This window comes from Amycolatopsis albidoflavus, assembly GCF_039525725.1.
In the GTDB taxonomy this organism is placed as follows: domain Bacteria; phylum Actinomycetota; class Actinomycetes; order Mycobacteriales; family Pseudonocardiaceae; genus Amycolatopsis; species Amycolatopsis albidoflava.
Window position 1 is genome coordinate 214,386 of sequence record NZ_BAAAHV010000026.1, and the last position, 25,513, is coordinate 239,898.

At 70.4% G+C, this 25,513-nt stretch carries 22 protein-coding genes; 8 read left to right on the forward strand and 14 right to left on the reverse strand.

The features are described 5' to 3' along the window. Positions 1-5 precede the first annotated feature (5 nt). On the reverse strand, positions 6-869 hold the full coding sequence (locus ABD156_RS41135; RefSeq protein WP_344286458.1) for a class I SAM-dependent methyltransferase: 864 nt from the start codon (positions 867-869) through the stop codon (positions 6-8). A 347-nt stretch (positions 870-1,216) separates the two neighbouring features. Here ABD156_RS41135 and rpsA point away from each other — a divergent pair, with 347 nt between their 5' ends. After that, positions 1,217-2,710: a 30S ribosomal protein S1 gene (rpsA, locus tag ABD156_RS41140; protein WP_344286459.1), complete on the forward strand. Its 1,494-nt coding sequence runs from the start codon at positions 1,217-1,219 to the stop codon at positions 2,708-2,710. A 235-nt stretch (positions 2,711-2,945) separates the two neighbouring features. On the opposite strand, the gene ABD156_RS41145 is transcribed toward rpsA, so the two are convergent. Beyond that, entirely contained in the window at positions 2,946-3,578 is a 633-nt protein-coding gene (locus tag ABD156_RS41145; protein ID WP_344286460.1) for a TetR/AcrR family transcriptional regulator, read from the reverse strand. 158 nt (positions 3,579-3,736) lie between these two features. On the opposite strand from ABD156_RS41145, the gene ABD156_RS41150 reads away from it, so the two are divergent. Beyond that, complete coding sequence (locus tag ABD156_RS41150; protein WP_344286461.1) at positions 3,737-4,177, forward strand: OsmC family protein; 441 nt, start codon at positions 3,737-3,739, stop codon at positions 4,175-4,177. Between the two features lie 378 nt (positions 4,178-4,555). Here the strand turns inward: ABD156_RS41150 and ABD156_RS41155 are convergent, their stop codons facing one another. After that, the gene (locus tag ABD156_RS41155; protein ID WP_037818102.1) at positions 4,556-4,777 is read right to left on the reverse strand and encodes a hypothetical protein; all 222 of its coding nucleotides are present in this window, start codon (positions 4,775-4,777) and stop codon (positions 4,556-4,558) included. Between the two features lie 215 nt (positions 4,778-4,992). Here ABD156_RS41155 and coaE point away from each other — a divergent pair, with 215 nt between their 5' ends. Next, complete coding sequence (gene coaE / locus ABD156_RS41160; protein ID WP_344286462.1) at positions 4,993-6,177, forward strand: dephospho-CoA kinase; 1,185 nt, start codon at positions 4,993-4,995, stop codon at positions 6,175-6,177. A 142-nt stretch (positions 6,178-6,319) separates the two neighbouring features. After that, positions 6,320-7,564: a threonine--tRNA ligase gene (gene thrS, locus ABD156_RS41165; protein WP_344286594.1), complete on the forward strand. Its 1,245-nt coding sequence runs from the start codon at positions 6,320-6,322 to the stop codon at positions 7,562-7,564. Positions 7,565-7,689: 125 nt separating this feature from the next. On the opposite strand, the gene ABD156_RS41170 is transcribed toward thrS, so the two are convergent. From ABD156_RS41170 to ABD156_RS41205, 8 genes are all read right to left on the reverse strand, one after another. Continuing rightward, positions 7,690-8,316, reverse strand: a complete 627-nt coding sequence (locus ABD156_RS41170) for a response regulator (RefSeq protein WP_009079732.1) — start codon at positions 8,314-8,316, stop codon at positions 7,690-7,692. After that, positions 8,313-9,641, reverse strand: a complete 1,329-nt coding sequence (locus ABD156_RS41175) for a sensor histidine kinase (RefSeq protein WP_344286463.1) — start codon at positions 9,639-9,641, stop codon at positions 8,313-8,315. The genes ABD156_RS41170 and ABD156_RS41175 overlap by 4 nt, the downstream gene beginning before the upstream one ends. Next, a complete protein-coding gene (locus tag ABD156_RS41180; RefSeq protein WP_344286464.1) occupies positions 9,638-11,167 on the reverse strand; it encodes an ArnT family glycosyltransferase in 1,530 nt (509 codons plus the stop codon). Before ABD156_RS41180 ends, ABD156_RS41175 begins: the two co-directional genes overlap by 4 nt. Before the next feature lie 86 nt (positions 11,168-11,253). Then, positions 11,254-12,768 (reverse strand): glycosyltransferase family 39 protein, encoded by a 1,515-nt coding sequence (locus ABD156_RS41185; RefSeq protein WP_344286465.1) that lies wholly within the window; start codon positions 12,766-12,768, stop codon positions 11,254-11,256. A gap of 5 nt (positions 12,769-12,773) precedes the next feature. Beyond that, complete coding sequence (locus ABD156_RS41190; RefSeq protein WP_344286466.1) at positions 12,774-13,511, reverse strand: ABC transporter permease; 738 nt, start codon at positions 13,509-13,511, stop codon at positions 12,774-12,776. A 13-nt stretch (positions 13,512-13,524) separates the two neighbouring features. Continuing rightward, positions 13,525-14,430, reverse strand: coding sequence for an ABC transporter ATP-binding protein (locus ABD156_RS41195; protein WP_344286467.1), 906 nt, complete (start codon positions 14,428-14,430; stop codon positions 13,525-13,527). 71 nt (positions 14,431-14,501) lie between these two features. Next, positions 14,502-15,257, reverse strand: a complete 756-nt coding sequence (locus tag ABD156_RS41200; protein WP_344286468.1) for a class I SAM-dependent methyltransferase — start codon at positions 15,255-15,257, stop codon at positions 14,502-14,504. A gap of 81 nt (positions 15,258-15,338) precedes the next feature. After that, a complete protein-coding gene (locus ABD156_RS41205; RefSeq protein ID WP_344286469.1) occupies positions 15,339-15,857 on the reverse strand; it encodes a ribonuclease FAU-1 family protein in 519 nt (172 codons plus the stop codon). A 114-nt stretch (positions 15,858-15,971) separates the two neighbouring features. Between ABD156_RS41205 and ABD156_RS41210 the strand changes: the two genes are divergently transcribed. The 4 genes from ABD156_RS41210 to ABD156_RS41225 all read left to right on the forward strand — a co-directional run bounded on the left by ABD156_RS41210 (position 15,972) and on the right by ABD156_RS41225 (position 20,445). Further along, complete coding sequence (locus ABD156_RS41210) at positions 15,972-17,399, forward strand: DUF5685 family protein (RefSeq protein WP_344286470.1); 1,428 nt, start codon at positions 15,972-15,974, stop codon at positions 17,397-17,399. 188 nt (positions 17,400-17,587) lie between these two features. Next, the gene (gene uvrB, locus ABD156_RS41215; RefSeq protein ID WP_344286471.1) at positions 17,588-19,747 is read left to right on the forward strand and encodes an excinuclease ABC subunit UvrB; all 2,160 of its coding nucleotides are present in this window, start codon (positions 17,588-17,590) and stop codon (positions 19,745-19,747) included. Between the two features lie 27 nt (positions 19,748-19,774). After that, on the forward strand, positions 19,775-20,047 hold the full coding sequence (locus tag ABD156_RS41220) for a type II toxin-antitoxin system VapB family antitoxin (protein WP_037818117.1): 273 nt from the start codon (positions 19,775-19,777) through the stop codon (positions 20,045-20,047). Then, entirely contained in the window at positions 20,044-20,445 is a 402-nt protein-coding gene (locus ABD156_RS41225; RefSeq protein ID WP_344286472.1) for a type II toxin-antitoxin system VapC family toxin, read from the forward strand. Before ABD156_RS41220 ends, ABD156_RS41225 begins: the two co-directional genes overlap by 4 nt. A 182-nt stretch (positions 20,446-20,627) precedes the next feature. Here ABD156_RS41225 and ABD156_RS41230 read toward each other — a convergent pair whose 3' ends face one another. From ABD156_RS41230 to ABD156_RS41240, 3 genes are read right to left on the reverse strand one after another with little or no spacing between them, the layout of a single operon-like run. Further along, positions 20,628-21,383: an enoyl-CoA hydratase/isomerase family protein gene (locus tag ABD156_RS41230; protein WP_377927977.1), complete on the reverse strand. Its 756-nt coding sequence runs from the start codon at positions 21,381-21,383 to the stop codon at positions 20,628-20,630. A gap of 27 nt (positions 21,384-21,410) precedes the next feature. After that, a complete protein-coding gene (locus tag ABD156_RS41235; protein ID WP_344286474.1) occupies positions 21,411-22,349 on the reverse strand; it encodes an ABC transporter permease in 939 nt (312 codons plus the stop codon). Beyond that, entirely contained in the window at positions 22,346-25,213 is a 2,868-nt protein-coding gene (locus ABD156_RS41240) for an alpha/beta fold hydrolase (RefSeq protein WP_344286475.1), read from the reverse strand. Before ABD156_RS41240 ends, ABD156_RS41235 begins: the two co-directional genes overlap by 4 nt. Between the last annotated feature and the right edge of the window lie 300 nt (positions 25,214-25,513).

Genomic DNA, 25,513 nt, shown 5'->3' on the forward strand with positions numbered 1-25,513 from the left:
GCCGGTCAGTCGCGGCGCGTGCGGAAGATCGCGGTGCCGGGGAACAGCCTGCCGCGCAGCGGGCTCCACTGGCCCCAGGTGCGCGTGTGGCCGGCCGGCCACTCCGGCTCGACGAGGTCTTCCAGCGCGAACCCCGAGGCGGCGAGCGCGCGCACGTAGTCGCCGAGCGTGCGGTGGTATTCGACGTATGTCGCCGTGCCGTCGTCGTCCACCTCGACGTACGGCGTGCGGTCGAAGTACGGCTGGGTCGCGGTGAGCCCCTGCGGCCCGGGATCGTCCGGGAAGATCCACCGCATCGGGTGGGTCACCGAGAACACCCACGGCGCCCCGGGACGCAGCACGCGGCGCACCTCGCCGAACACCGTCTCCAGCGACGGCACGAAGGGGAGCGCGCCGAACGCGGAGCACGCGATGTCGAAGCTGGCGTCGGCGAACGGGAGCCGCTCGGCGTTCGCCTGCACGAGGGGGACCGTCGCGCCGGTGCGGACATTGCCCTCGCGAGCGTGCCGGAGCATGCCGCCGGACAGATCGGTGGCGACCGGTTCGGCTCCGGCGGCGGCGAGCCAGCGCGAGCACGCGGCCTGTCCGCAGCCGACCTCGAGCACGCGCTGTCCGCGCACGTCGCCGAGCAGCCGCGCGTCCTCCTCGCGCACGCCTTCCGGGCACCAGACGAAATCGGCGTCGCCGAGGAATCCGCCGTGGGTAGCCTGGTAGTCGTCGGCATCCGCGTCCCACCAGGCCAGATTCGCCGCTTCGGCCTCGTTTCCGCCGACTTCGCGGTGGGCGACGCCGACGGTGCCGAGCCGTTCCTCGGCGCTCGCATGGCGGTCGCCGGACGGGGCCGCCGTGGCCGCGGCGGGCTCGGGCATGCCGGTCTCCTCTCCCGGTGGCGCCGGCTGGGCGCGGGGAATGCCCGGACCGGCGGAAACGTTGGACAGAAGGTACCGGGAGCCCAGGGCGACCCTGATTGTGTCCCTCGCGGGGGCCCGCGTACGATACGTGTTAGCGCAGTGGGGTTCGCGCTGCCTGGGTGACTACCCACCGGGGCCGCGCATCGTCAGCGGGTCATGCCGCGGTCGTTCACTGGTGGAACGTTTGGTCGCCGGACGTTTGAGCAGGGTCGCCGCATGCCATGGCTGCGGGACTCGCCGCGTGCACTGCCGGTAGCCAACTTCACATCCACCTACGACACCCATCCACCGGAGCAACCCGCCTAATGACCACCGACACCGCCACCGCCCCGACCGCCCCGACCGGGGCCCCGCAGGTCGCCATCAACGACATCGGGTCGGAGGAAGACTTCCTCGCGGCTATCGACAAGACGATCAAGTACTTCAACGATGGGGACATCGTCGAGGGCACCATCGTCAAGGTCGACCGCGACGAGGTCCTGCTCGACATCGGGTACAAGACCGAGGGCGTCATCCCCTCGCGCGAGCTGTCCATCAAGCACGATGTCGACCCGGCCGAGGTTGTCGCCGTCGGCGATGAGGTCGAAGCCCTCGTTCTCCAGAAGGAGGACAAGGAAGGCCGTCTGATCCTGTCCAAGAAGCGCGCGCAGTACGAGCGCGCCTGGGGCACGATCGAGGAGCTCAAGGAGAAGGACGAGCCCGTCAAGGGCACCGTCATCGAGGTCGTCAAGGGCGGCCTCATCCTGGACATCGGCCTGCGCGGCTTCCTGCCGGCGTCGCTGGTCGAGATGCGCCGGGTGCGCGACCTGCAGCCGTACGTCGGCCGCGAGCTCGAGGCGAAGATCATCGAGCTGGACAAGAACCGCAACAACGTGGTCCTGTCCCGTCGCGCCTACCTCGAGCAGACCCAGTCCGAGGTGCGCAGCGAGTTCCTCAACGCGCTCGCCAAGGGCCAGGTCCGCAAGGGCGTCGTGTCCTCCATCGTCAACTTCGGCGCCTTCGTGGACCTGGGCGGCGTCGACGGCCTGGTGCACGTCTCCGAGCTGTCCTGGAAGCACATCGACCACCCGTCCGAGGTCGTCGAGGTCGGCCAGGAGGTCACGGTCGAGGTCCTGGACGTCGACATGGACCGCGAGCGCGTCTCGCTGTCGCTGAAGGCGACCCAGGAAGACCCGTGGCGCCAGTTCGCCCGCACCCACGCGATCGGCCAGATCGTGCCGGGCAAGGTCACCAAGCTCGTCCCGTTCGGCGCGTTCGTCCGCGTCGAGGAGGGCATCGAGGGCCTGGTGCACATCTCCGAGCTGGCCGAGCGCCACGTGGAGATCCCGGAGCAGGTCGTCCAGGTCAACGGCGACGTCATGGTCAAGGTCATCGACATCGACCTCGAGCGCCGTCGCATCTCGCTGTCGCTGAAGCAGGCGAACGAGGGCGTCACGCCGGAGACCGAGTTCGACCCCACCCAGTACGGCATGGCCGCCGAGTACGACACCGAGGGGAACTACATCTACCCCGAGGGCTTCGACCCGGACACGCAGGAGTGGCAGGAAGGCTTCGACAAGCAGCGCGAGGAGTGGGAGCGGCAGTACGCCGAGGCCCACACGCGCTACGAGGCGCACATGGCCCAGGTCAAGAAGGCCGCCGAGGCCGACGCCGAAGCCGCTGCCGACGCTGCCACCGGCATCGAGGGCGGCGACCAGAGCTACACCTCGTCCGCCCCGGTCGAGGCGAAGAGCGGCGGCACGCTCGCCAGCGACGAGCAGCTCGCGGCTCTGCGCGAGAAGCTGTCGGGCGGCGCGTGAGCGTTGACTCGCTGAGTCTCTGAACAGTTCGGCCCCGGTCCGCACGGACCGGGGCCGAACTGTTTTCCGGGTTTTCGCCGATGACGTGGTCAGTTTTCGACCATCAAAGCCGCGGCGAGCCGGGCTTTCCAGCGCGAACCGGCATGGGGGAGTGCGGCCTCCGCCGGATCAGCAATCCCCATCTCTCTCGCGGACTGCGGATCGATGCGGAGCGCTGTCCCCAGGCTTTCGCGGCTCAGCTGTGCAGCCCCAGGCCGTCGATCGTCGCGCGCACCCCGCGGCGGTACATCGTCTCCTGCGCCGATTCGGCCGGGTCGAGGAACCAGTCGTCGAGCGGGCTTTGCGAGCGGATCGTCAGTTCGACGCTCACCAGCCCGTGCATCGCCGTCCAGAGCAGGTAGCCGCATTCCTGCGCGACGACGCCCGGCGGGCAGACCAGGTCGATTTTCGCGACGAACTCGGCGAAACTCGTGCGCAGCACCCCGGATCGCAACGCCGGATCCGGGTCGTAGTCGTGCACCGAACGCTCGAACATCAAGCCGTAGCGAGCCGGGCTTTCCAGTGCGAAGCGCCGGTAGGCGAGCGCGACCTCCATCAGATCGGCGACCCCGTCGCCCTCGGACTGGGGAACGTCGCGCAGTTCTTCGCCCAGCAGGTCGAAAGCCCGTTCGTACAAGGCGTCCAGCAGGCCGGTGCGGCCGCCGAAGCGCGTGTATACCGTGATCGTGGATGCCCCGGCCTGTTCCGCCACCGCGCGCACGGTCAATCCGGCGACGCCTCGCTCGGTCAGGACGGTCAGCGCCGCGTCGAGGAACCGGCCGCGGTTGTGCTGCTCCGCCGGTCGTGTCGAGAGATGCCGGGTGGCCATCTCCCACCCCCTTTTGCCCGTGCTCCGCGGGAAGCGCGTCCGCGTCTCGCAAGCAGAAGATACGATATTCACGGCTTCTTGGGAACGTCGTTCCCGGACCGTCCACAAGCGACCGCCCGCACCGGGCGGGCAGTGCCGAGCAGAAGGAATCCGCCCTCATGACCCAGCCGGAACCCGGCACTGTCGTCGTCACCGATGCCGGGAGCGGCCGCTATACGCAGCGCGTCACGACCGCGGGCCACGAATTCCTCGCCGACGAACCGGCGAGCGTGGGCGGCGCGGACGCCGGTCCCACGCCGTACGACCTGCTGCTGTCCGCGCTCGGCACCTGCACCTCGATGACGCTGCGGATGTACGCCGACCGCAAGGGAATCCCGCTGACCCGCACCACCGTCCGGCTCCGGCACGACCGCATCCACGCCCGCGACTGCGAGCGCTGCGAGACCGAGGTCGGGCTGATCAGCCGGATCACCCGGGAGATCTCGCTGGAAGGCGACCTCGACGACGCCCAGCGTGCGCGGTTGCTGGAGATCGCGGACAAATGCCCGGTGCATCGCACGCTGAGCCATGAGATCGCGATCGAAACCCACGCGATCTGATCCCGGCGGTCCGTGAGGGGAACCTTCAGGGAATCAGTGTCAATGCCAGGTACCTAAGCCGCGCGACCCCGGCCCGCTGACCGTCCGCAAAGGACGCCAACAGCACCGAAATGCCCGATTTGTCGCCATGTGACCATGCCTTGAAGCCCGTGAAGGACTCCTTGAGGGAATCAGATTCCCTCGGGGGTCCCCTCACGGACTGCAACCCGGCTTCCGTTGCCGGGTTGCGGGGCCACAGCGACGTGCGTTCACCCGGATCGAGCCAGCTGAGCTGGGGAAACACGCCGGAAGCGCGTCCGCGTCACAGCCTTGAGTTCCTGGCATTGGGAATCAGAGTCCGTGAAGGTTCCCCTCACGGCGCTCGCCGAAGCGGGAGGGTCAGGCGCGTTCCAGTGAAACTGAAGGCACCCAGGCACGTTCGAGGGCTGCTTCGCGGGCACGACGGCGGAGGCCGGCCAGGCTGTGCTTCGCGGGCACGAGCAGCGCGCTGAACCACGTGCGCCGGTATTCCGCGAGTGCGTCCGAGACCTGGCGATAGGAGACGCAGTGCACCAGACCCGGGGTGCCGAGCCGGTGCTTCCCGACGTGCTTCTCCGCCATTGTTCCTCCGTGTGGGCGACCCTTCCGCCGCGCACGGTACGCACTCGACCCGCGAAAACAGCGCAAGCGCGCGGCGTGTCACCCACATCAGTTCGGCTACGCCCGAAAATGTGCTTGCGTTTACGCGGAGGGTGTGCGGGTACCTGTGCGGTTGCACGTGCAGGGGGTCCGATGTCGCCTGAGCGGGTGACGGCGGCTCTCGTTAAGGTGTGGCCATGCTGCGAGTGGGCCTGACGGGCGGGATCGGTGCGGGGAAGTCGACGGTGGCGAACCGGCTGGCCGAACACGGGGCGGTCGTCATCGATTCGGACCGCATCGCGCGCGAGGTCGTCGAGCCGGGCACTCCCGGGCTGGCCGCGCTGACCGAGGCGTTCGGCGAGGAAATCCTTGCCGAGGACGGCTCGCTCGACCGGCCCGCGCTCGCCGCGCGCGCGTTCGCGGACGACGAAAGCCGCAAGCGGCTCAACGCGATCGTGCATCCGCTGGTCGGGCAGCGCACCGGCGAGCTGATGGCCGAGGCCGCGGACGACGCGGTGGTCGTGCACGACGTCCCGCTGCTCGTCGAGAACGACCTCGCGCCCGCGTATCACCTGGTGCTGGTCGTCGACGCGCCGGTGGAGGTCCGGGTGCGCCGGCTGGTCGAGGTGCGCGGCATGCCCGAGGCCGACGCCCGGGCGCGGATCCGGGCGCAGGCGGCGGAGGAACAGCGCCGCGCCGTCGCGGACGTCTGGCTCGACAACGGCGGGACGCAGGACGTCGTGCTCGCCGAGGTGGACGCGCTGTGGGCGGACCGGCTGGTGCCGTTCGAGGCGAACCTGCGGCTGCGCAAACCGCGTCCGCCGGCCTCGCCGGTGATCTCGCCGTACGACTCGAGCTGGCCGCTGCAGGCCGAGCGCCGGCTGGCGCGGCTGCGGCAGATCGCGGGTTCGCGGCTGGTGCGCGCGGACCACATCGGGTCCACCGCCGTGCCGGGCCTGCCCGCCAAGGACATCCTCGACCTCCAGCTCACAGTGTCCTCTTTGGACGATGCGGACGCGCTCGCCGAAGCTCTCGCCGACGCCGGTTTCCCCCGCCGCGAAGGCGAATGGTGGGACGATCCGCAGGGCGGCGACGGGAAGTGGCTCAAGCGGTTCCACCAGAGCGCCGACCCGAAGCGGCCGGTGAACCTGCACGTCCGGTCCACTGAAACCCCGGCGTGGCGGCTCGCGCTGCTGTTCCGCGACTGGATCCGGGCGCATCCGGACGAGCGCGACAACTACACCGAGGTGAAGGAAGCACTGGCGCGCAAGCATTCCGCGGACGGCACAGTCGAGCAGTACGCGGAGGAGAAGCAGGGCTGGGTCAACGAGGCGTTCGTGCGCGCGGAGAAGTGGGCCGCGCAGAGCGGCTGGAAGCCCTGAGCCGGAAAACCAGGTGCGGTCCCGCCTCGCGCGGGGTTACCGTTCGGGCATGAAGCGCGCCCAGTCCACGACGACGCCGGATCCCGTCCCGGCGCGCTGAACACTGCCATTCGAGCCCGGGGCGAGCGCCCCGGGCTCTTCGCTGTGCGCTCGCCTCGCCTTCCGTGAGGAGACCGCCATGCCTGACCACCGCAAACTCGGCCGGGAACTCGGCCTGTTCGGCAGCGACCCGCTGATCGGAGCCGGGCTGCCGTACCTGCTGCCCGACGGCGCCGCCGTCCGGCACGTGCTGGAGGAGTACGTCCGCGAGGTCGAACGCCGAGCCGGCTACCAGCACGTCTCGTCGCCGGTGCTGGGGAAACGCGAGCTGTACGAGCTTTCCGGCCACTGGGCGCACTATCGCGACGACATGTTCCCGCCGATGGATCTCGGCGGCGAACAGGTCGTGCTGCGGCCGAGCCTGTGCCCGCACCACGCGCTGATCTACCGTTCCCGCGCCCACAGCCACCGCGAACTGCCGGTGCGCCTGGCCGAACTCGGCGGGATGTACCGCGCCGAACTGTCCGGCGTCCTCGGCGGGCTCAGCCGGGTGCGGGCGATTCAGCTCAATGACGCGCACATTTTCTGCCTGCCCGAACAGGTCGGCGCGGAGGTGCGGAGCGCGCTCGCGCTGATCCGCCGGGTGTACCGCGATCTTGGCCTGAAACCCGCTCGCTATCGGCTTTCCTTGCCGGACAACCGCGGCAAGTACGCCGGTGCGGCCGAAGCGTGGGAGCGCGCGGCGGAGGTGCTCGTCGAAGCGCTCGACGGCGTCGAATACGAAAGCGGGCCGGGCGAAGCCGCGTTCTACGGTCCGAAGATCGACGTCCAGATCGCCGACAGTGCGGGCCGCGAGTCGACCCTGTCCACCGTGCAGATCGACCTCCATCAGCCGGAGCAGTTCGGGCTCGAATACGTCGGCCCGGACGGCCGCGCGCACCGGCCGGTCCTGGTGCACCGCGCGGTGCTTGGCAGCCTGGAACGCGTGTTGGCACAGCTGATCGAGGAGCATGGCGGGGCTTTCCCGCCGTGGCTGGCACCGGTGCAGATGGCCGTGCTGCCGGTTGGTGACGCGGAACTCCCGGCGGCCCAAGCGGTGGCGGAGCAGGCGATGGACGCCGGGCTGCGCGCCGAGGTGATCCCGGCGGACCGGGGGAGCCTGGGCTCTCGCATCCGCGACCGGCGGTTGGTGCCGTACCAGGTGGTGATGGGCGCGCGAGAGGCCGCGGCGGACCTGGTCGCGCCTCGGCTTCGGGATGGAAGCAGGCTGGATCCGTTGCCAGGGAAGGAGTTCGTGGCCGCAGTGGCCGGCCGGGTAGCGTCGCGCGACAGAGAGCTGTGGAGCTGAAGGTGTGGCTCCGTTGCCGCGAAAGGTCCGTGAGGGGAACCCTGAGGGACTCAGAGTCCCTCAGGGTTCCCCTCACGGACCTTCGGCATCGCGTGCCGGGGGGGCTTGGGCGCTAGCAGGGGGCACTAGGAACCGAGCAAGCCGCGCTCGAAAGCCACCGCCACCGCGGCCGCGCGGTCCTTTACACCGAGTTTCGCGTACGCGTGCAGCAGATGTGTCTTCACCGTCGCCTCGCTGATGAACAGCTTCTTCGCGGCTTCCTTGTTCGTCGACCCGCGCGCTACAAGGTTCAGCACCTCGATTTCGCGCTGCGACAACGGTTCCTGGGCCGGTGCGCGCATCTGGCCCATGATCCGGCTCGCGACCGCGGGGGAGAGGACCGCCTCGCCGCGGGCGGCGGCGCGGACGGCGCGGAACAGTTCCTCGCGCGGCGAATCCTTCAGCAGGTAGCCGGTCGCACCCGCCTCGATCGCGGGCAGCACGTCGGAATCCGTGTCGTACGTGGTCAGCACGAGCACGCGCGCCGGGTTGCCGAGGCGGGCGAGTTCGGTGATCGCGGCGACGCCGTCGGTGCCGGGCATCCGCAGGTCCATCAGCACGACGTCCGGCTTCAACGCCTCGGCGAGCGTGACCGCCTCGGCTCCGTGCGCGGCCTCGCCCAGTACCTCGAAGCCGCGCTCGCCGGTGAAGATGCCGCGCAGTCCGTCCCGGACGATCGGGTGGTCGTCGGCGATAAGCAGGGTGATGGTCATGAGGCCCCCTCGGTCGGGTCCAGTGTCGCAGCCGGGACGGCGGGCAGCCGCACTGAGATCGCGGTACCGCCGCCCGGTTCGGACTCGACGTGCAGGGTCCCGGCGAGGCGTTCCGCGCGCCGCCGCATGCCGGGCAGGCCGTGTCCGCCTTCGCGCGACGGCGGGGCGGTCGACTGCGCCGGATCGAAGCCGACGCCGTCGTCGCGCGCGTCGAGCGTCACCTCGTCGCCCATGTACGACAGGGTGATCCCGGCCCGGCCCGCCTGCGCGTGTCTGGCCACATTGGACAGTGCTTCCTGGGTGACCCGCAGCAGGGTCGCCTCCAGCTCCGGATGCAGCGGGACGGCGGTCCCGGTGGTCGAGAACTCCGCGGGCACGCCGGTGCGTTCGCTCCACAGCCGCGCGACCTCGGCGAGCGCTTCGGGCAGCGTCGCGGTTTCGAGCGGTTCCGGGTGCAGCGCGGCGACCGAACGCCGGGCCGCGGTCAAGTTTTCCCGCGCGAGCTGGGTCGCGGCGGCCAGGTGGCGTTCCCATTCCGCCGCGTCGTCGCGGGCCTGCGCGGCGGCTTCGAGCTGGGTGATGATCCCGGTGAAGCCCTGCGCGAGCGTGTCATGGATTTCCTGGCTCAGCCGCTGCCGCTCGTCGAGCACGCCCGCCTCGCGTGCCTGGGCGAGCAACTGCCGCTGCAGCCCGCGGTTCTCCGCCTCGGCCGCCGTCAGCTGATCGAGCATTCGCTTGCGTTCTTGATTTTGCCTGCCCACCGCGGCGAAAAGCGCGCCGCCGCCGCCGATCGCCGCGGTCTGCACGACCACCACCGTGCCCCAGATGCCCGGCGACACCGACAGCGCGTGGATCGGCCCGCCGAGCGTCATGGTGTTGATCAGCAGCGACGTGATGCCGACACCGAGCACCGCGACCGGCATCGGCTTCATCCGCATCGCCGCGAAGAACCCGTAGACCATGAAGATGATGAAATAGGCGTCGCGCGACTGGAGAACCGAGCCGAACGTGACGACGCCGGCGAACGCCGCGGCGGAGGTGACCGGGTGTTCGCGCAGCGCGGGGCTCAGAACGAACGTGGTGAGCGCCAGCCACACCGCGGCCCCGGCGGCGATGAGCACGGTGGTGATCCGGTGTGCGTTCGTCTGGTCGGTCAGCGCGCTCAACAGCGTTGGGACGACCAGGAGAACCCACGCGAGCGTCGTCTCCACCCGGGCGAACCATCGATGCCACCGCACGGGCTGATCATTCGCCGGAGACTCGGCGGGTGGCATCAGCGAACCCCGCCAGTCGAGTTTGACGTCTCGGACGTCCTCGAATCTCACGCTTTGAGGTCCTTGAGCTGCGGCCAGATCTCGGCCCAGCCGCCGATCCGGCCGTCGAGCTGCCAGATCGGCATGTGCCTGCTGGCATTCGGGACGCCCAGCCGGTTGTCGACCTCGCCGACGATGCGCGCGGACCGGAAGTGCGCCGCCAGCTTCGCCGGTTCGCGGCCGACGAACAGCACGGTGTCCGCCTTGTCGTCCGGCCGCCCGAAGTACCAGAATCCGCGGCTGGCGCTGTACGCCTCGGGCAGGCCCTGATCAGGCCCGTACCGGCCGAGCGCGCCCGCCTGCCAGTACCCGCCGGTGACGAGCGCGGTGCGGGTCCGCTGCTCCGGCGGCAGCGCGCGGTACTGCGTGGCGACGGACGCGGCCAGATCCGGCCAGCCGTACTCCTCCATCGCGTACGCGGGGCGCGGCGCGGTCGGATGCTCGACCAGCCACTGCACTGGCCACACCGGGAGCGCGTAAGGGAGGCTGTACAGCGCGGACAGGACGAACATCGGCCACGTCGGCACCCAGCGCCACCACAACGCGGGCCGCCCCCGGTCCTGCAGATGCACCGCGGCGGCGGCCCACAACAGACCGAAAGTGCCTGCGGCGTAATAGAATCGGCCGTTGCCGATGAGGAAGAGCGCGAAGACGCCGAGCGCGGTCCAGCCGAGGAAGCGGTACGCGCGCAACCGAGAACTGCCGACTAGCACCGTCAGTCCGTACAGCACGCCCAGCGCTCCGATGACCCAACCAGCCCCGGCGAGCAGCGTCGGCACGAACATCGCCCGGCCGCCCGCCTCCTCGACTTCGCGCGAGACCGCGTCGCCCATGCCGAGCTGCGGCCAGCCGTTCGAGGCCTGCCAGAGCAAGGTCGGTACACACGCGACCGCGGCGATCGCCGCGCCAAGCCACAGTTTGGGACGGCGCAACAGGTCTCGCGGTCCGAAGACGAGCGCGGTGACCGCGGTGACCGCCCAGAATCCGCCGATCAGGAACTTCACGTTCAGCCCGACCGCCGTCGCGACGCCGAGCCACAGCAGCAGATTGTCGTCGCGGGTGCGGATCCAGCGCACCAGCAGCCACAGCACGATCGTCCACAGCAGCGGGTCCACAGTGGACGTCGCGAGGTAGTGGCCGCTGCCGACGAACTGCCCGCAGATCGCGTACGCCGCGGCGGCGCGCGTCTGCGCCTTGCGTTCGCCGCCCATTTCGCGGGCGATCAGCGCGGTGAACACCACGCCCGCGGCGGTCGCCAGTATCGCCGGGATCCGGAACACGACGAGCGAGCCCGGCGCGATCGAGTTCGCCAGCCAGGCGAGGAACGGCAGCACCGGCGGCTGGTCCGCGTACCCCCACGCGAGGTGTTTGCCCGCGGCGAGGAAGTACAGCTCGTCGCCGAAGTAGCCGTAGCGGCCGGCGGTGGCGAGGAGCACGGCGGCGGTCCCCGCGGCGAGCAGGAAGACCGGCCGCCGGGCGAACCCGGTGAGCGAGCGGTCGGGCGTGCTCGGTGCGGTGGCCGTGGTCACGGCATCCATCCTGCTCCCTGTCGGCGGATCGGGGGCTGGCCTCGCCCGCACCCTACGGGCGAGGCCTGACGCCGCCGTACTGCGGGTGGCGCCGGTCAAGCGCCGGTGTTCGCCAGCTGGGGCCAGATTTCCGGCCACGGCCGCAGCCTCGCGGTGGCCAGCCACATCGGAGTGCCGTCGAGCACACTCGGCTTCGCGTCCCCGGTCGTCACGGCTCCGACCGGCTCGAGATGGGCGAAGCGCCCGAGCAGCGGCCGGGGATCGGCCCCGACGAACAGGACGTCGCGTGCCGAATCGGGCGGCACGGCCAGCGTGGCGTACCCGCGGTTCGGGCTGGTCGGCTCGGGCAGGCCCAGCTCCGGTCCGTAGCGGTCGAGCGCGCTCGCGGTCCAGTACGTCTCGCCGACGATCGCGGTGTGTGCCGGGTCGGGCACGCGATGGAACGCGCGGGCGACCGATTGCGCGGCGTCCGGCCAGCCGACCTCGCCGAACGAGAAGGCTGGCGTCGGCAGCGACGGGTTCTTCTCGACCCACGAATGCGGCCACACCGGCAGCGCCGCGGGCAACATCAGCAGCGCGGACAGCACGTAGATCGGCCAGGTCGGGATCCAGCGCCACCACCGCGACGCTTGTCCGTTCTCCAGCTCCACCGCGGCGGCCGCCCAGCACGGCGCGAACATGCCCGCGATGTAGTACGACCGGCCGTTCACCGCGATGAACACCACGGCGAGCGCGAGTGTGGTCCAGGCGAGGAAGCGGTAGGAACGCAGCTGAGGCGAACGCAGCAGCCGCCACAGGCCGTAGCCGAGCAGCACGGCCCCGACCGGGACCCCGGCGAGCAGCAGCACCTGCGGGAGCCAGGACAGCCGCCCACCCCAGGATTCGCCGACCTCGTTCGAGATCGCCGCGCCCATGCTGAGCTGCGGCCAGCCGTGCTGCGCCTGCCAGACCAGCGTCGGGACCAGCGCCAGTGCCGCGATTGCGGCGCCCGCCCACAGCATCGGGCGGCGCAGCAGCTCACGCGGACCGCAGATCAGCAGCGCGATCCCGGCGACGATCCAAAACCCGCCGATGAGGAACTTCACGTACAGCGCGAGCGCGGTGACGACTCCGGCCCACAGCAGCAGACCGTCGCGCCGGGTGCGGATCCAGCGGACGACCAGCCAGAGCAGGACGGTCCAGAGGAACGGATCCAGTGTCGAGGTCGCCAAGTAGTGGCCACCGGCCACGAAATTCGTGCAGGCGGCGAACGTCGCTGCGGTGATTACCTGCGCGCGGGTGCGGCCGCCGAGTTCGCGGGCGATGAGCGCGGCGAACACGACCCCGGCGAGCATCGCCAGCATCGCCGGGAGCCGCAGGACGAACAGCGAATCCGGCGCGATCGTGTCCATCGCGCGGGCGAGCAGCGGCAGCAATGGCGGCTGGTCCACGTAACCCCAGGCCAGATGCCGTCCGGCGGCGAGGAAGTACAACTCGTCGCCGAAGTAGCCGTAGTTGTTCGCGGTGAGCACCAGCGGCACGGCCATCAGCGCGGCGATGCCGAACACGGGCATCCGGGCGAACGGCGCGACCGAACGGGCCATCGTGGCTTCTTCTTGTGCCGTAGTCATCGCGCTCACTCCCAACGGAAGAATCGGGCGGCGAGCGTCGAACACGCGACGGCGACCACGGCGAGCGCGATCACGGGCAGCAGTTGCGGCGCGTGCCCGGCGGCGGTCTCGCGCAGGCTGCCGAGTGTCGCGCCGAGCGGCAGGATGTCCGCGATGTGCTGCAGCACCGGCGGCAGCTGCTCCTTCGGCACCCAGACCCCGCCGAGCGCGAGCATCGGGAAGAACACGGCCGCGCCGAGCCCGTTCGCCGCGCGGGTGCTCGGTACGAACGCGGCGAGCAGTGTGCCGACTGAAAACAGCGACACCGCGCCCAGCAGCGCGACCGCGAAGAACCCGCCCGGGTTCCTCGGCAGCGCCATGCCGAGCGCGATCGTGCCCACCCCCACGACGAGCACGATCGCGACGACCGCGATGGCGAGATTCACCAGCAGCTGCGCGGCCAGCAGCCGCGACGGCGGCATCGGGCTCGCCGCCAGCCGCTTCAGCACCCCCTTCTCCCGGTGCGCGGCCATCGCGCCGGGCAGCATGTACACCGCGAGGATCCCGAGCAGGAGAGCGACCGCCATCGGCGCGATCAACGTGGCCAGCGCCGACTGGCCGCCGTGCTCGGCGCTGGGTTCGCGCGACCCCGGCATCAGCCCGAACACCAGCAGCAGCGCCAGCGGGATCCCGAGCACCACGGCGGGAGCACCGGGGTCGCGGAGGAAGATCTTCGCCTCGGCGACGGTCAGTTTCGACAACACTTCCGGTTCCCCCTCAGTCCAGTTTCCGGCCGGTCAGCGCGACGAAGGCGTCGTCGAGGCTGGCCTGCTCCACCCGCAGATCGCCCGCCACCACGTCGGCGCGGGCGAGGAACGACGTCACCGCTTGCAATGCGCCGGCACCGCCGGTCACCACCAGATGCGCGCCGTTCCGCTCGACCTTCAGCACGTCCGGCAGCCCCGCCAGCTCCTGCGGATCGACCGGCGCGGACGGGCGGAACCGGATGCGCTGCTCCCCGCCGACGCGACCGACGAGTCCGGCCGGGGTGTCGGTCGCGACGACGCGGCCGGCGTCGATCACCGCGATCCGGTCGCACAGCCGTTCCGCTTCCTCCATGAAGTGCGTGACCAGAACGACCGTCACGCCCTCGGCGCGGACCGCTTCGACGAGGTCCCAGGTGTCGCGGCGGGCCTGCGGGTCGAGACCGGTCGTCAGCTCGTCGAGCACCACCACCTCGGGACTGCCGACGAGCGCGAGCGCGATCGACACGCGCTGCTGCTGTCCGCCGGAAAGCTTGCGGTAGAAGGCGTTCCGCTGCTCGGTGAGCCCGAGCAGGTCCATCAGCCGCTCCGGATCGGCCGGGGCGCGGTACATCGCGGCGAACAGGTCGAGCACCTCGGCGACGCGCAGCCGGTCGGGCAGCCGGCTCTCCTGCAGCTGGACGCCGAGGCGCTGGCGCAGTTCGCGGACGTCGCGCCGCGGGTCGAGCCCGAGCACCGAAACGGTGCCGCCGTCGGGGGAGCGCAGGCCCTCGACGCACTCCACGGTGGTGGTCTTGCCCGCGCCGTTGGGGCCGAGGATCCCGAAGATCTCGCCCCGCTCCACGGTGAACGAAACGTCTTCCACCGCCGTTTTCTCGCGGTAGCGTTTGCGGAGGTTTCGCACCTCGATGACCGGCATGGGCTGGGAGTCCCCTCTCGAATCGCAGCGGTTGCTGTGTTCGAGAATCCCGGCCGGAGCGGCCGATCGGATCAGCGGAACGGTGCGACTTCCGGTCCACCGGCTGTCAGCCCCGCATCCACCGATCGGTGGATGCGGAAGTAGATCATCGGGTTGTCGCGTCCGGTGTGGACGACGCTGTCGACGCCGAGTTCGCGCCTGAGTTCGTTGAGCCGAGCGTACGCGTGTTTCGCCCGGGCGCGTGCCGCGGTGAAGTACGGATTCCGCGTTTTTTCGAGCCAGCGCACCACTTCGGCGCCTTCGGTGAACGGCAGCGGGGTGCGGCGGTGGAACACGTCGTGCACGCTCACCGCGGCGTCGATCTTCGGGAAGACGTCGACGAGGTACCACCTCGCGAAGCGCGCGCCGTGGTCGGCGTCGATGAAGAGATAGTCCACATCGGACAGCCAGTCGGCGGTGAGGGTGCGCGCGTCGCCCTGGCGGAACTCCCAGCGGCCCTTGGCCAGTGCGTGCGGGACGGTCTTGGTGGCGTTGCCGATGAGGTCGATCGTGGTCAGCCCGCCGGCGCCGTTGTCCGCGAGCGCGCGGAGGATCCAGCTCGTGGACCAGCCGTGCAGCGAACCGATCTCCACGACTTTCTCCGGGCGCAGGTGGCGCAGGAGCAGGTAGGTGATCTCCGCTTCGACGTCGTCCAGCTGGGTCTTCATCGCCGGATGCGCACGGCGGTGCGCTCGCTGGGCGTCCTTCGCGGCGCGCAACGCTTCGGTGTGCTCGCGATACAGCGAGCACACGAGGTCGAGCGTCACCTGGTTTGCGGTTCGTTCCATGCCGCTGATCGTGGCCGGGGGAGCCGCTTCGGGTAATCCGGCTGACCGCCGGGCGGGGGTGGGGAATTCCCCCGTTCCCGGTTAGGGATGCCTGCGCCAGCCGAGTGTCATGTCCTTTGTGGACAGCCAGGCAGCGAGGTCGTAGCCGTGCGCGGCGAGGCCCTCGATCGCGGCGTAGGCGACTTCGAGCGCGTACTCGCCTTCCGGCTGCGAGAGCAGGTTTCCGGCGACGGCGGCGAGCAGCTCGTCGGTGTCGATCACCCGGACCGAGATCTTGTCCTTGAGCACGAGGTCGAGGTAGAGGTCGGTGGCCACCCAGCGCGGGCCGTCGCGGTGCACGCGCACCACGTCGAGGTAGAAATCCTGGTCGCGCTCGTGGCCGGGGGTGAACCAGAAGTCGGTGATCCGCAGCCCGAGCTCCGGCAGCAGCCAGGACTCGAGGTAGTGGAACTGCGCCCGCCCCGGCGCCTGCCGCGCCAGGTACAGGCCGAACGGCTCCTCGCGGAACTCCTCCACGTCGCGGCGGATGCCCTTGTTGTCGATGTTCACGCGGGCGGCCGGGTCGAACGTCTCGACCTTCGGCGGGTGCAGATCGGTCATCCGCCCATCCTGCCTTGCCCGCGCGCTTCGCGAGAATCGCCGGAAAGCCGGTTAGGGGCCTGGCCGAGGGGCTAAAGTTCGCGGGTCGTTCGGTTCTTCTGGGGGGACAAGCACTTGTTCGGGATCATCAGACCCTGCCGGCACCGGCTGGCCGGGCGGCTCCACGCGGACTGGATGGCGCACCTGTGCGGCCTCTGCCTCGCCCTGCGCGACCAGCACGGCCAGTTCGCCCGGGTCGTGACGAACTACGACGCGCTGATCGTGTCCGCGCTGGTCGAGGCACAGACGCCGAGCGGACCCCGCCGCGCCGCCGGCCCGTGCCCGCTGCGGTCGATGCGCCCGGCGTCCGTCGCGGTCGGCGACGGCGCCCGGCTCGCCGCGGCGGTTTCGCTGGTACTGGCTTCGGCGAAGGTCGACGACCACGTCGCCGACCGGGACGGCGCTTTCGCCCGGCGTCCGGTCGCCGGCGCAGCCCGGCTCGTGGCGCGTCGCTGGGCCGCGCAAGGTGGTCGGACGGGCGCGGGCATCGGTTTCGACACCGCGGTGCTGACCGAAGCGGTCGGTCGGCAGGGCGAGCTGGAACGGGCCATTCGCGCCGGAGACTCGCCGTTGCTGGCGACCGAACCGGCCGAGCTGGCGTCGTCCGCGGCGTTCGCGCAGACCGCCGTGCTGGCCGGACGCCCCGGGAACCGCGCGCCGCTCGCCGAAGCCGGGCGGTTGTTCGGCCGGGTGGCACACCTGCTCGACGCGGTCGAGGACCTGGCTTCGGACGCTGCGTCCGGTTCGTGGAATCCGTTGCTGGCCACGGGAACCGCGCTGGACGAGGCACACCGGTTGTGCACGGACGCGGTGCTCGGGGTCGAGCTGGCGCTGCGCGAGGCGGAGTTCGCTGATTCGGCGCTGGTGCACGCGTTGCTGGTGCACGAGCTGAGGCAGGCGGTGCGGCGGGCGTTCGGGCATCACCACTTGCAGGGGCACGGGCCTGGGCAGCACGGTCAGCAGCCGCCGCCCGGGTGGATCGGGCCGGGGCCTACGCCGCAGCAGTCGCCTTACGGGCCGGGGATCGGTGCGCCTGGGCCCGGGCAGCCGGGATATGGGCAGCAGCCGGGGATGCCCGGGTACGGGCCGCCGCCGGGCTACGGCGTGCCGGTTCCCGGCTACGGACCTGCCGGGATGCCCGGCCCCGGCGGCCCTGCGGGCCCTCCCGGACCAGGCGGGCCCGGCGGACCAGGCGGACCGAGCGGCCCCGGTGGACCCGGCGGTCCGGACGGTCCCGAACCGCCGGAGGGCGGGGACTCCCTGGACGGCAAGGGCGGCGGCTGCTGGGTGCCGAAGTTCGCGGTGCCGCCGAAACGCCGGAACTTCTTCGCGGGCTGCGCGATCGCGACTTACATGTGCTGCTCCTGCCAGTTCTGCTGCCGCGATCCGTACCCGGGCCCCTGGAGCGGCGAACCGAACGGCGCCGACTGCGACTGCGGCTGCGACTGCTGCAACGGGTGCGACTGCGACTGCTGCGGCGGATGCGACTGCTGCAGTTGCTGACGGAGACTGCCCGCCCGGCCGCCCTGGGCGCGCGCACCGCCAGAAGTCCGTGAGGGGAACCCTGAGGGACTCAGAGTCCCTCAGGGTTCCCCTCACGGCTGCTCCGAGGCGTCCCGGAAGAGCGATAGATCCCCAGCTCACACCGGCCGTCGCGGAAATTGTCGGTGCCCCGGCCTACCCTGGTTCCCGTGGCTTTCGCAACCGAACACCCCGTCCTCGCCCAGTCCGACTTCCGCCCGGTCTCCGAGGTGCCTCGTGCCGGCGGCCGGTTCGAGGTCGTCAGCGAGTACCAGCCCGCCGGCGACCAGCCGGCGGCCATCGACGATCTCGAACGCCGGATCCGCGCGGGCGAGAAAGACGTCGTGCTGCTCGGCGCCACCGGCACCGGCAAATCGGCCACCACCGCGTGGCTGATCGAGCGCGTCCAGCGGCCCACTCTGGTGATGGCCCCGAACAAGACGCTGGCCGCGCAGCTGGCCAACGAGCTGCGCGAGCTGTTCCCGCACAACGCGGTCGAATACTTCGTCAGCTACTACGACTACTACCAGCCCGAGGCGTACATCGCGCAGACGGACACCTACATCGAGAAGGACTCGTCGATCAACGACGACGTCGAGCGGCTGCGCCACTCCGCCACGATGAACCTGCTCTCGCGGCGAGACGTCATCGTGGTCGCGTCCGTCTCGTGCATTTACGGCCTCGGCACGCCGCAGTCATACCTCGACCGGTCCACGAAGCTCGAAGTCGGCGGCACGGTGGAGCGAGACGTGCTGCTGCGCGCACTGGTCGATGTGCAGTACTCGCGCAATGACATCGCTTTCGCGCGCGGCACCTTCCGCGTCCGCGGCGACACGGTGGAGATCATCCCGGCGTACGAGGAGCTGGCGATCCGCGTCGAGTTCTTCGGCGACGAGATCGACAAGCTGTACTACCTGCACCCGCTCACCGGCGACATCGTGCGCGAGGTCGAGGAGGTCCGGATCTTCCCGGCCACGCACTACGTCGCCGGGCCGGAGCGGATGGAAAAGGCGATCCGCGGCATCGAGGCCGAGCTGGAGGAACGGCTGGCCGAGCTGGAGAAGCAGGGCAAGCTGCTGGAGGCCCAGCGGCTGCGGATGCGCACCGCCTACGACATCGAGATGATGCGCCAGGTCGGCTTCTGCTCCGGCATCGAGAACTACTCGCGGCACATCGACGGCCGCGGCGCGGGCACCGCGCCCGCCACGCTCATCGACTACTTCCCGGAAGACTTCCTGCTCGTCATCGACGAATCGCACCAGACGGTGCCGCAGATCGGCGGCATGTACGAGGGCGACATGAGCCGCAAGCGCAACCTCGTCGACTACGGCTTCCGGCTGCCGAGCGCGGTCGACAACCGGCCGCTGACCTGGGAGGAGTTCTCCGACCGGATCGGGCAGACGGTGTACCTGTCGGCGACGCCGGGCCCGTACGAGATGGGTCAGACCGGCGGCGAGTTCGTCGAGCAGGTCATCCGGCCGACCGGCCTGGTCGACCCGAAGGTGGTCGTGAAGCCCACCGAGGGGCAGATCGACGACCTGGTGCACGAGATCCGGGAGCGCGCGGACAAGGACGAGCGCGTCCTGGTCACCACGCTCACCAAGAAGATGGCCGAGGACCTCACGGACTACCTGCTGGAGCTGGGCATCCGGGTCCGGTACCTGCACTCGGAGGTCGACACGCTGCGCCGGGTCGAGCTGCTGCGCCAGCTGCGCGCGGGCGACTACGACGTCCTGGTCGGCATCAACCTGCTGCGCGAGGGCCTCGACCTGCCCGAGGTGTCGCTGGTCGCGATCCTCGACGCGGACAAGGAAGGCTTCCTGCGCAGCGGCACGTCGCTGATCCAGACCATCGGCCGCGCGGCGCGAAACGTGTCCGGCGAGGTCCACATGTACGCGGACAAGATCACCGATTCGATGCAGTACGCGATCGAGGAGACCGACCGCCGCCGCGCCAAGCAGGTCGCCTACAACGAGGAGCGCGGCCTCGACCCGCAGCCGCTGCGCAAGAAGATCGCCGACATCCTCGACCGCGTCTACAACGAAGCGGAAGACTCGGACGAGTCGGTCGCGGTCGGCGGCTCGGGCCGCAACGCCTCGCGCGGCAAGAAGCCGGAACAGGGCGACCGCGTCCGCAGCTCGGGCATGCTGACCGACAAGAACGTGTCGTCGATGCCGCGCGCCGAACTGGCCGACCTGATCCAGCAGATGACCGACCAGATGATGCAGGCCGCCCGCGACCTGCAGTTCGAACTGGCCGCCCGCCTGCGCGACGAGGTCTCGGACCTGAAGAAGGAACTGCGAGGGATGGACGCGGCCGGGATCAAGTAGTTACACCATCTCCGGTACCATTACACCATGGCGATGAACATCAAGGATCCGGAAACGGAGCGCTTGGCAGCCGAGGTCGCCGAGCTGACCGGCACCACTAAAACCGGGGCGGTCCGCGAGTCTCTTCAGCTGCGCCGGGACCAGCTGCGCAAGCACGAGGACGCTGAACAGCGGCTGAAGCGGTTGCGCCGGATGCTCGAAGAGGAGATCTGGCCGCTCATCCCGCCCGAGGAGCTGGGAAAGCCGCTCTCCAAGGAGGAGGAAGAAGACATTCTCGGATTCGGGCCGGAGGGCGTGTGATCCTCGACAGTTCCGCGATCGTGGCGATTCTCCTGCGCGAGCCAGGCCACGATCGGCTCGAAGAACGCCTCGCCGAGGCCGCCGCGCCGAGAATTGGCGCACCGACCTTGGTGGAGGTGGGCGTCGTCTTGACGGTGCGGCTGGGTTCCCGGGGGAGGCTGGCCCTGGCCAGGTTCATGCAGGACAACCGCATCGCGGTGGTCCCCTTCACCGAGGAACACAGCGAGATCGCCACTGACGCCTTCAGCCAGTTCGGGAAAGGCCGTCATCCGGCGAAGCTGAATCTCGGCGACTGCCACAGCTATGCCACCGCCAAGATCGCCGGAGAACCGCTGCTCTGCATCGGCGACGACTTTCCCCAAACCGACCTCGAACTGGTCAAACTGGGAGAGAACTGACGGCGATCAGCCGAACGGAACCCCCGGCCCGGGGGTGCGCTCCGAACTGAGGCACCCCCGGTTCCCGGACCCTCACCTCGACTTTCACAGAAACATGCGGCCGAAGCAATGGGTGCGAGGGCAGAGCTGAGGCAAGAAAGTCTCTAATCCCGCGATTTCCCGGGCAAGAGCCAACCGAAAGGTCAGCGCTTCAGCACCTTCTCCACGTAAGCCTTCACCGCCGCCAGCGCCGGTTCGGACCTCCACAACCGCTCCACCTGCGCGTCGTCGGACACGCGGTTCTCCGCGATCCGCTGGTGGTACGGCTGCCGCAGCTGCGCCTTCGTGTGCGCGAAAGCCTCCGTGGGCAGTTCGCCGAGCCGCGCGGCCAGTTCGCGTGCCCTGGTGAGCACGTCCTCGGCGGGCACTACCTCGTCGACCAGGCCGCGGTGGACGGCGTCGGCCATGGTGACCGTCGCGCCGCTGTAGATCAGGGACGGCAGCGGGGTCGTCCCGTAGGTGCAGCGCAGAATCTCCAGCGCCGACAACGGGAACGGCACGCCCACGAGCAGCTCCGTCACGCCGATGCGGCCGGGGCCGTCGGCGGCGATCCGGTGGTCGCACGCCGCCGCGAGGACCATGCCGCCCGCGATGGCGTGGCCGTTCACCGCCGCTACCACTGGGCGCGGGAAGCCGAAGACGGCCAGGAACGCGTCCGACAACGCCGGCAGGAAATCGCCGACGTAGCGCGCGCCGCCCTCGTCGATGGCCAGGAGATCCACTCCGGCGGAGAACATGTCGCCGGAGCCGGTCAACACGACCGCGCGGGCTCCGGCCGCGTCGGCCTCTTCGAGTCTGATCACCAGCTCATTGCAGGTGGCGGTGTCGAGGGTGTTGCCGCGCCCGTGTTCGAGGGTCACGAGTGCGACGCCGGCATCGAGTTCCAGGTGGATCGTCACGCGCCGAACCGTACCGGACATCCGGCCTCAGCTGGTGACGTCCTTGCGTGCGAACCGGCGGCCCGCCAGCAGCAGGAACACCGTCGTGTAGATGACCGACGACAGCACGCCGCTGGCCAGGTTCGTCCAGTCGATGTCCGTGGAGATCAAGTCGATCCAGGCGAACGAATAGTGCGTCGGCAGGTAGTTCCGCAGGCCCTCCAACGCGGTGATCTGGTCGAGGATCTGCGACAGGATCGCCACCAGCACCGTCCCGCCGACCGCGCCCAGCGGCGCCTCCGTCGACACGCTCAGCAGCAGCGCGAGCCCGGCGACCCAGGCCAGCTGCACCACGATGTACACAGTGGACATCAGCAGCGCCAGCAGGCTGTCGCCGAAGCTGACCGCGTCGCCGGTGGGGCTGATCGCGTCGCCCGCGCCGTACCAGATGATGCCGACCAGCAGCGAAACCACCGGCAGCAGCACCAGCGCGGCGATCGACAGCAGCCCGGACACCGCGGCCTTCTGCCGCAGCAGCCGGTGCCGCGGCACCGGGATCGCCAGCAGGTACTTCAGGCTCGACCACGACGATTCGCTCGCGATCGTGTCGCCGAAGAACAACGCGACGATCATCGGCAGCAGGAACGTGCCGGACACGAAGAACGCGAGCACCACGAAGTTCGGCGCGCTCGCCGTCGCGAGGTCCACGAACCCGCCGGAGCGGCGGTTGGGGCTGGACTGCCCGATCTGGAACGCCACCACGAGAATGAACGGCAGCACCGCGACGAACGCCAGCACCAGCTGGGTCCGCCGCCGGCGCAGCTGCCGCTTCAGCTCCACGCCCAGCCGCAGCGTCCGGTCGGCGCGGTAGCCCGCCACCGCGCCGTCCGGCCCGACCTCGGCCGGCTCCGCGGTGGCCAGGTCGCTCAGTTCCTGCAGCGCGGCCGGGTCGGTGTGCACCCCGCCGGAACCGTTGTCCTCGCTCATGAATCCTCTCCCACCAGCTGCAGGAACGCGTCTTCGAGCCGGCGGCGCGGCCCGGCCTGCTCCACCGCGACCCCGGCGCGCACGAGCGCCGCGACCGCGTCGGCGCGCGGCAGCCCGTCGAGATTCGCGTGCACCAGGTCGCCCTCGGTTTCGATGTCCGACACCCCGCCGACGCTCTTGAGCGTCGCCGCGGCCGCCGCCGCGTCGTCGACCCGGAACGTGGCCTCGCCGCTCGAGGCCGCCAGCTCGCCGACCTCGCCCGAGGCCACGAGCCTCCCGCGGTGCATGACCACCACGTGCGAACACGTCTGCTCGACCTCGGCCAGCAGGTGGCTCGAGACGACGACGGTGCGCCCGGTGGCGGCGTAGCGCTGCAGGACCTCCCGCATCTGGTGGATCTGCGGCGGGTCGAGCCCGTTGGTCGGTTCGTCGAGCACCATCAGCTCCGGCAGCCCGAGCATCGCCTGCGCGATCGCGAGCCGCTGCCGCATGCCCTGGCTGTAGGTCTTCACCCGCCGGTGCACCGAGTCGCCGAGCCCGGCGATCTCCAGCGCCTCGGTGAAATGCGCCTTCTCGACCGGCCGCCCGGTCGCCGCCCAGTACAGCTCCAGGTTCGCCTTGCCGGACAGATGCGGCAGGAATCCGGATCCTTCGACGAACGACCCGATCCGCGACAGCACCGGCGCGCCCGGCGAGATCCGGTGGCCGAACACGCGGATCTCGCCCGCGGTCGGCGTGATCAGGCCCATCAGCATCCGCAGCGTGGTCGTCTTGCCCGCGCCGTTCGGGCCGAGCAGGCCGAGCACCTGGCCCGGTTCGACGCGGAACGACAGGTCCCGCACCGCGGTGAACCCGCCCGCGTACTGCTTGCGCAGCCCCTTGATCACCAGCGGGGTGTCCGCGAGCTCCGGGTCGACGTCGTGCGCTCGCCGCCGCCGGATCACCGCCACCACGACGACCGCGATCGCGATCAGCAGCGTCGCGCCGATGCCGATCAGCTGCCCGACCGGCAGGGGAGCGCCGACCGAAGCGCCCGGCACCACGGGGACGGCCAGCGCCGCACCAGACGCGAGCCCGACCCGGAACACCCCCGGCTGCGTCGGCACCGAGTACGCCTGATCGGTCGTGCCCACGACGAGCCGCAGCGAATGCCCGGAGTCGATCGGCCGCACGACGCCCGGCAGCGTCACCGTGACGTCGACCGGCGTGCCGTCGGCGGGCAGCCCGGTGACCCGGAACGGCGCGACCGCGTTCGCGGGCAGCACGCGGGTGCCGTCCTGACCGACGTCGTACAGCTTCGCGAACAGCACCGCCTCCGGCTGCGGATGCGCCGGATCGGTCGCGACTCGCAGCTGGACGGTGCTCGAACCGGACAGCAATACCTGGCTGTCGAACGGTGCCGTGGCGAACTGCGCGGCCTGTCCCGGCGGGTCGCTGCTGAACATCGGAGCCAGCCTCGAGGTGCTGGACGCGAGCCCGTTGAGGCCCGGAATCCCGCTCACCGCAGCCGGATTCGCGCCCGCGGGCCGGACGATCGGCTGCGCCGGACCGCTGAGCGCGACCTGCTTCCGCTCGGTCCCGTCGCCGTTCAGCCCGGGGTACGCCGCGGTGTTGACCGTCCGCACCGACGGGGTTCCGTTGGCGCGCAAGGTGCCTTGGACGTCGTAGCTGAATCCGTGGCCGGGGTCGCCCTGGCCGGTGAGCGACGACCACAGGAAGTCGCCGATCTTCGCGCGCAGCTGCGGTCCCGGGATGCCGCCGTCGTGCCCGCCGGTGTACCAGATCGTGCGCACCGATCCGCCCGCCGCGGTGATTTGCCGCGCGGTGGCGTCGGATTGGTCGAGGCCGAACAGCGTGTCGCTCTCGCCCTGCACGAGCAGCGTCGGCGCGGTGATCTTGCCGGTGACCGACGAGGGGGAGACGCGGTGCAGCAGCGCGACGGTTTCCGGGCTGGCCTTCCCGGTTGTCGCCAGTTCCGTGTACGCCTTGCACACCGGCGCGGTGAACCGTCCGCACGGATCTGCCGACGGCCGCTCCGACCGTGCCCCAGCCGGTGGCGCGGCGGCTTGGGGAGCGGTGCCGCCGCTGTTGCCCGCTGTGCTGCCGTTGTCGTTGGTCTTCTGGCCGGCTTCGGGAGCTTCGGCGGACGGCGTGCTTGCCGCTGCCGCGCCGGAACCAGCGGAGAAGAAGATGCCCGCCCAGGTCTTCTTGAAGACGCCGTCCGGGGAGAACGCGCCAGCCGCCGGAGTCTTCGCTTCCGGCGCGGTCGTTGCCGCGGCGTTTGGCACGAGGGCTTGGCCGAGGTCGTTGTAGGTGATCACCGGCGCGAGCGCGCGCACCCGGTGATCGGTTCCAGCGAGCAGGAGCGACAGCGAGCCGCCGTAGGACGCTCCGGTCACCCCGATCTCGCGCTGGCCGCCGGCTCCGGTCGCTACCTCGGGGCTCGCGGCCAGTCGGTCGACCAGCCGGCGCGCGTCGGCGACTTCGCCGTCGGGATCGTTCAGGCCGATTTTGCCGGTGCTGTGGCCGAATCCGCGCGCGGACCAGGAGAGCACTACGAAGCCGCGCTGGGCCAGTTCGCGGGCCTGTGGGTCCACACTGGACTTGTCGCCGCCGAAGCCGTGCGCTAACAGCACGGCGGGGGCGGGCGTGTGTTCGGGGTAGTAGGTCGTGGTGTCGATGCGGACCTGGTCGGCGGAACCGGGGGCGGCGGGCATCGAGAGGAAGGCGTCCTGGGTCCGGACCGGGGCGGGGCCGCGGTCTCGGGTTGCCCAGACGGTCACTGCCGCGGCGGCGACCAGCACCACGGCGGCCGCGGCGGTGAGCCGGGAGCCGCGGGTGCGGGGGAGCGGGATTCGGGGCACGAAGCGACGTTATGACGATTTTGCTGAGAGTGGGTGGAGGGCTTTACACGGATTAGACATGGGGTCACTCGTTGGAGGGGGTGTGGTGTGGTTGGGGCGGGTTTGTGGACGGGTTGGCTGGCTGGCTTGTGGGCGGGGCGGTTGTGAGCGGGTTGGTTGTGGGTGAGTTAGCCGGGGGCGGGTTTGGGGAGAAGCTGCGAAGCGCGAACTGTGTTTTTGGCGTCGGCTTCGCCGCCGCGGGCGGGATCGCTTTTAGCCGGCGTTTGGGGCTGAGCGGCGGGAGGGGCCTTCGGCCTGTCA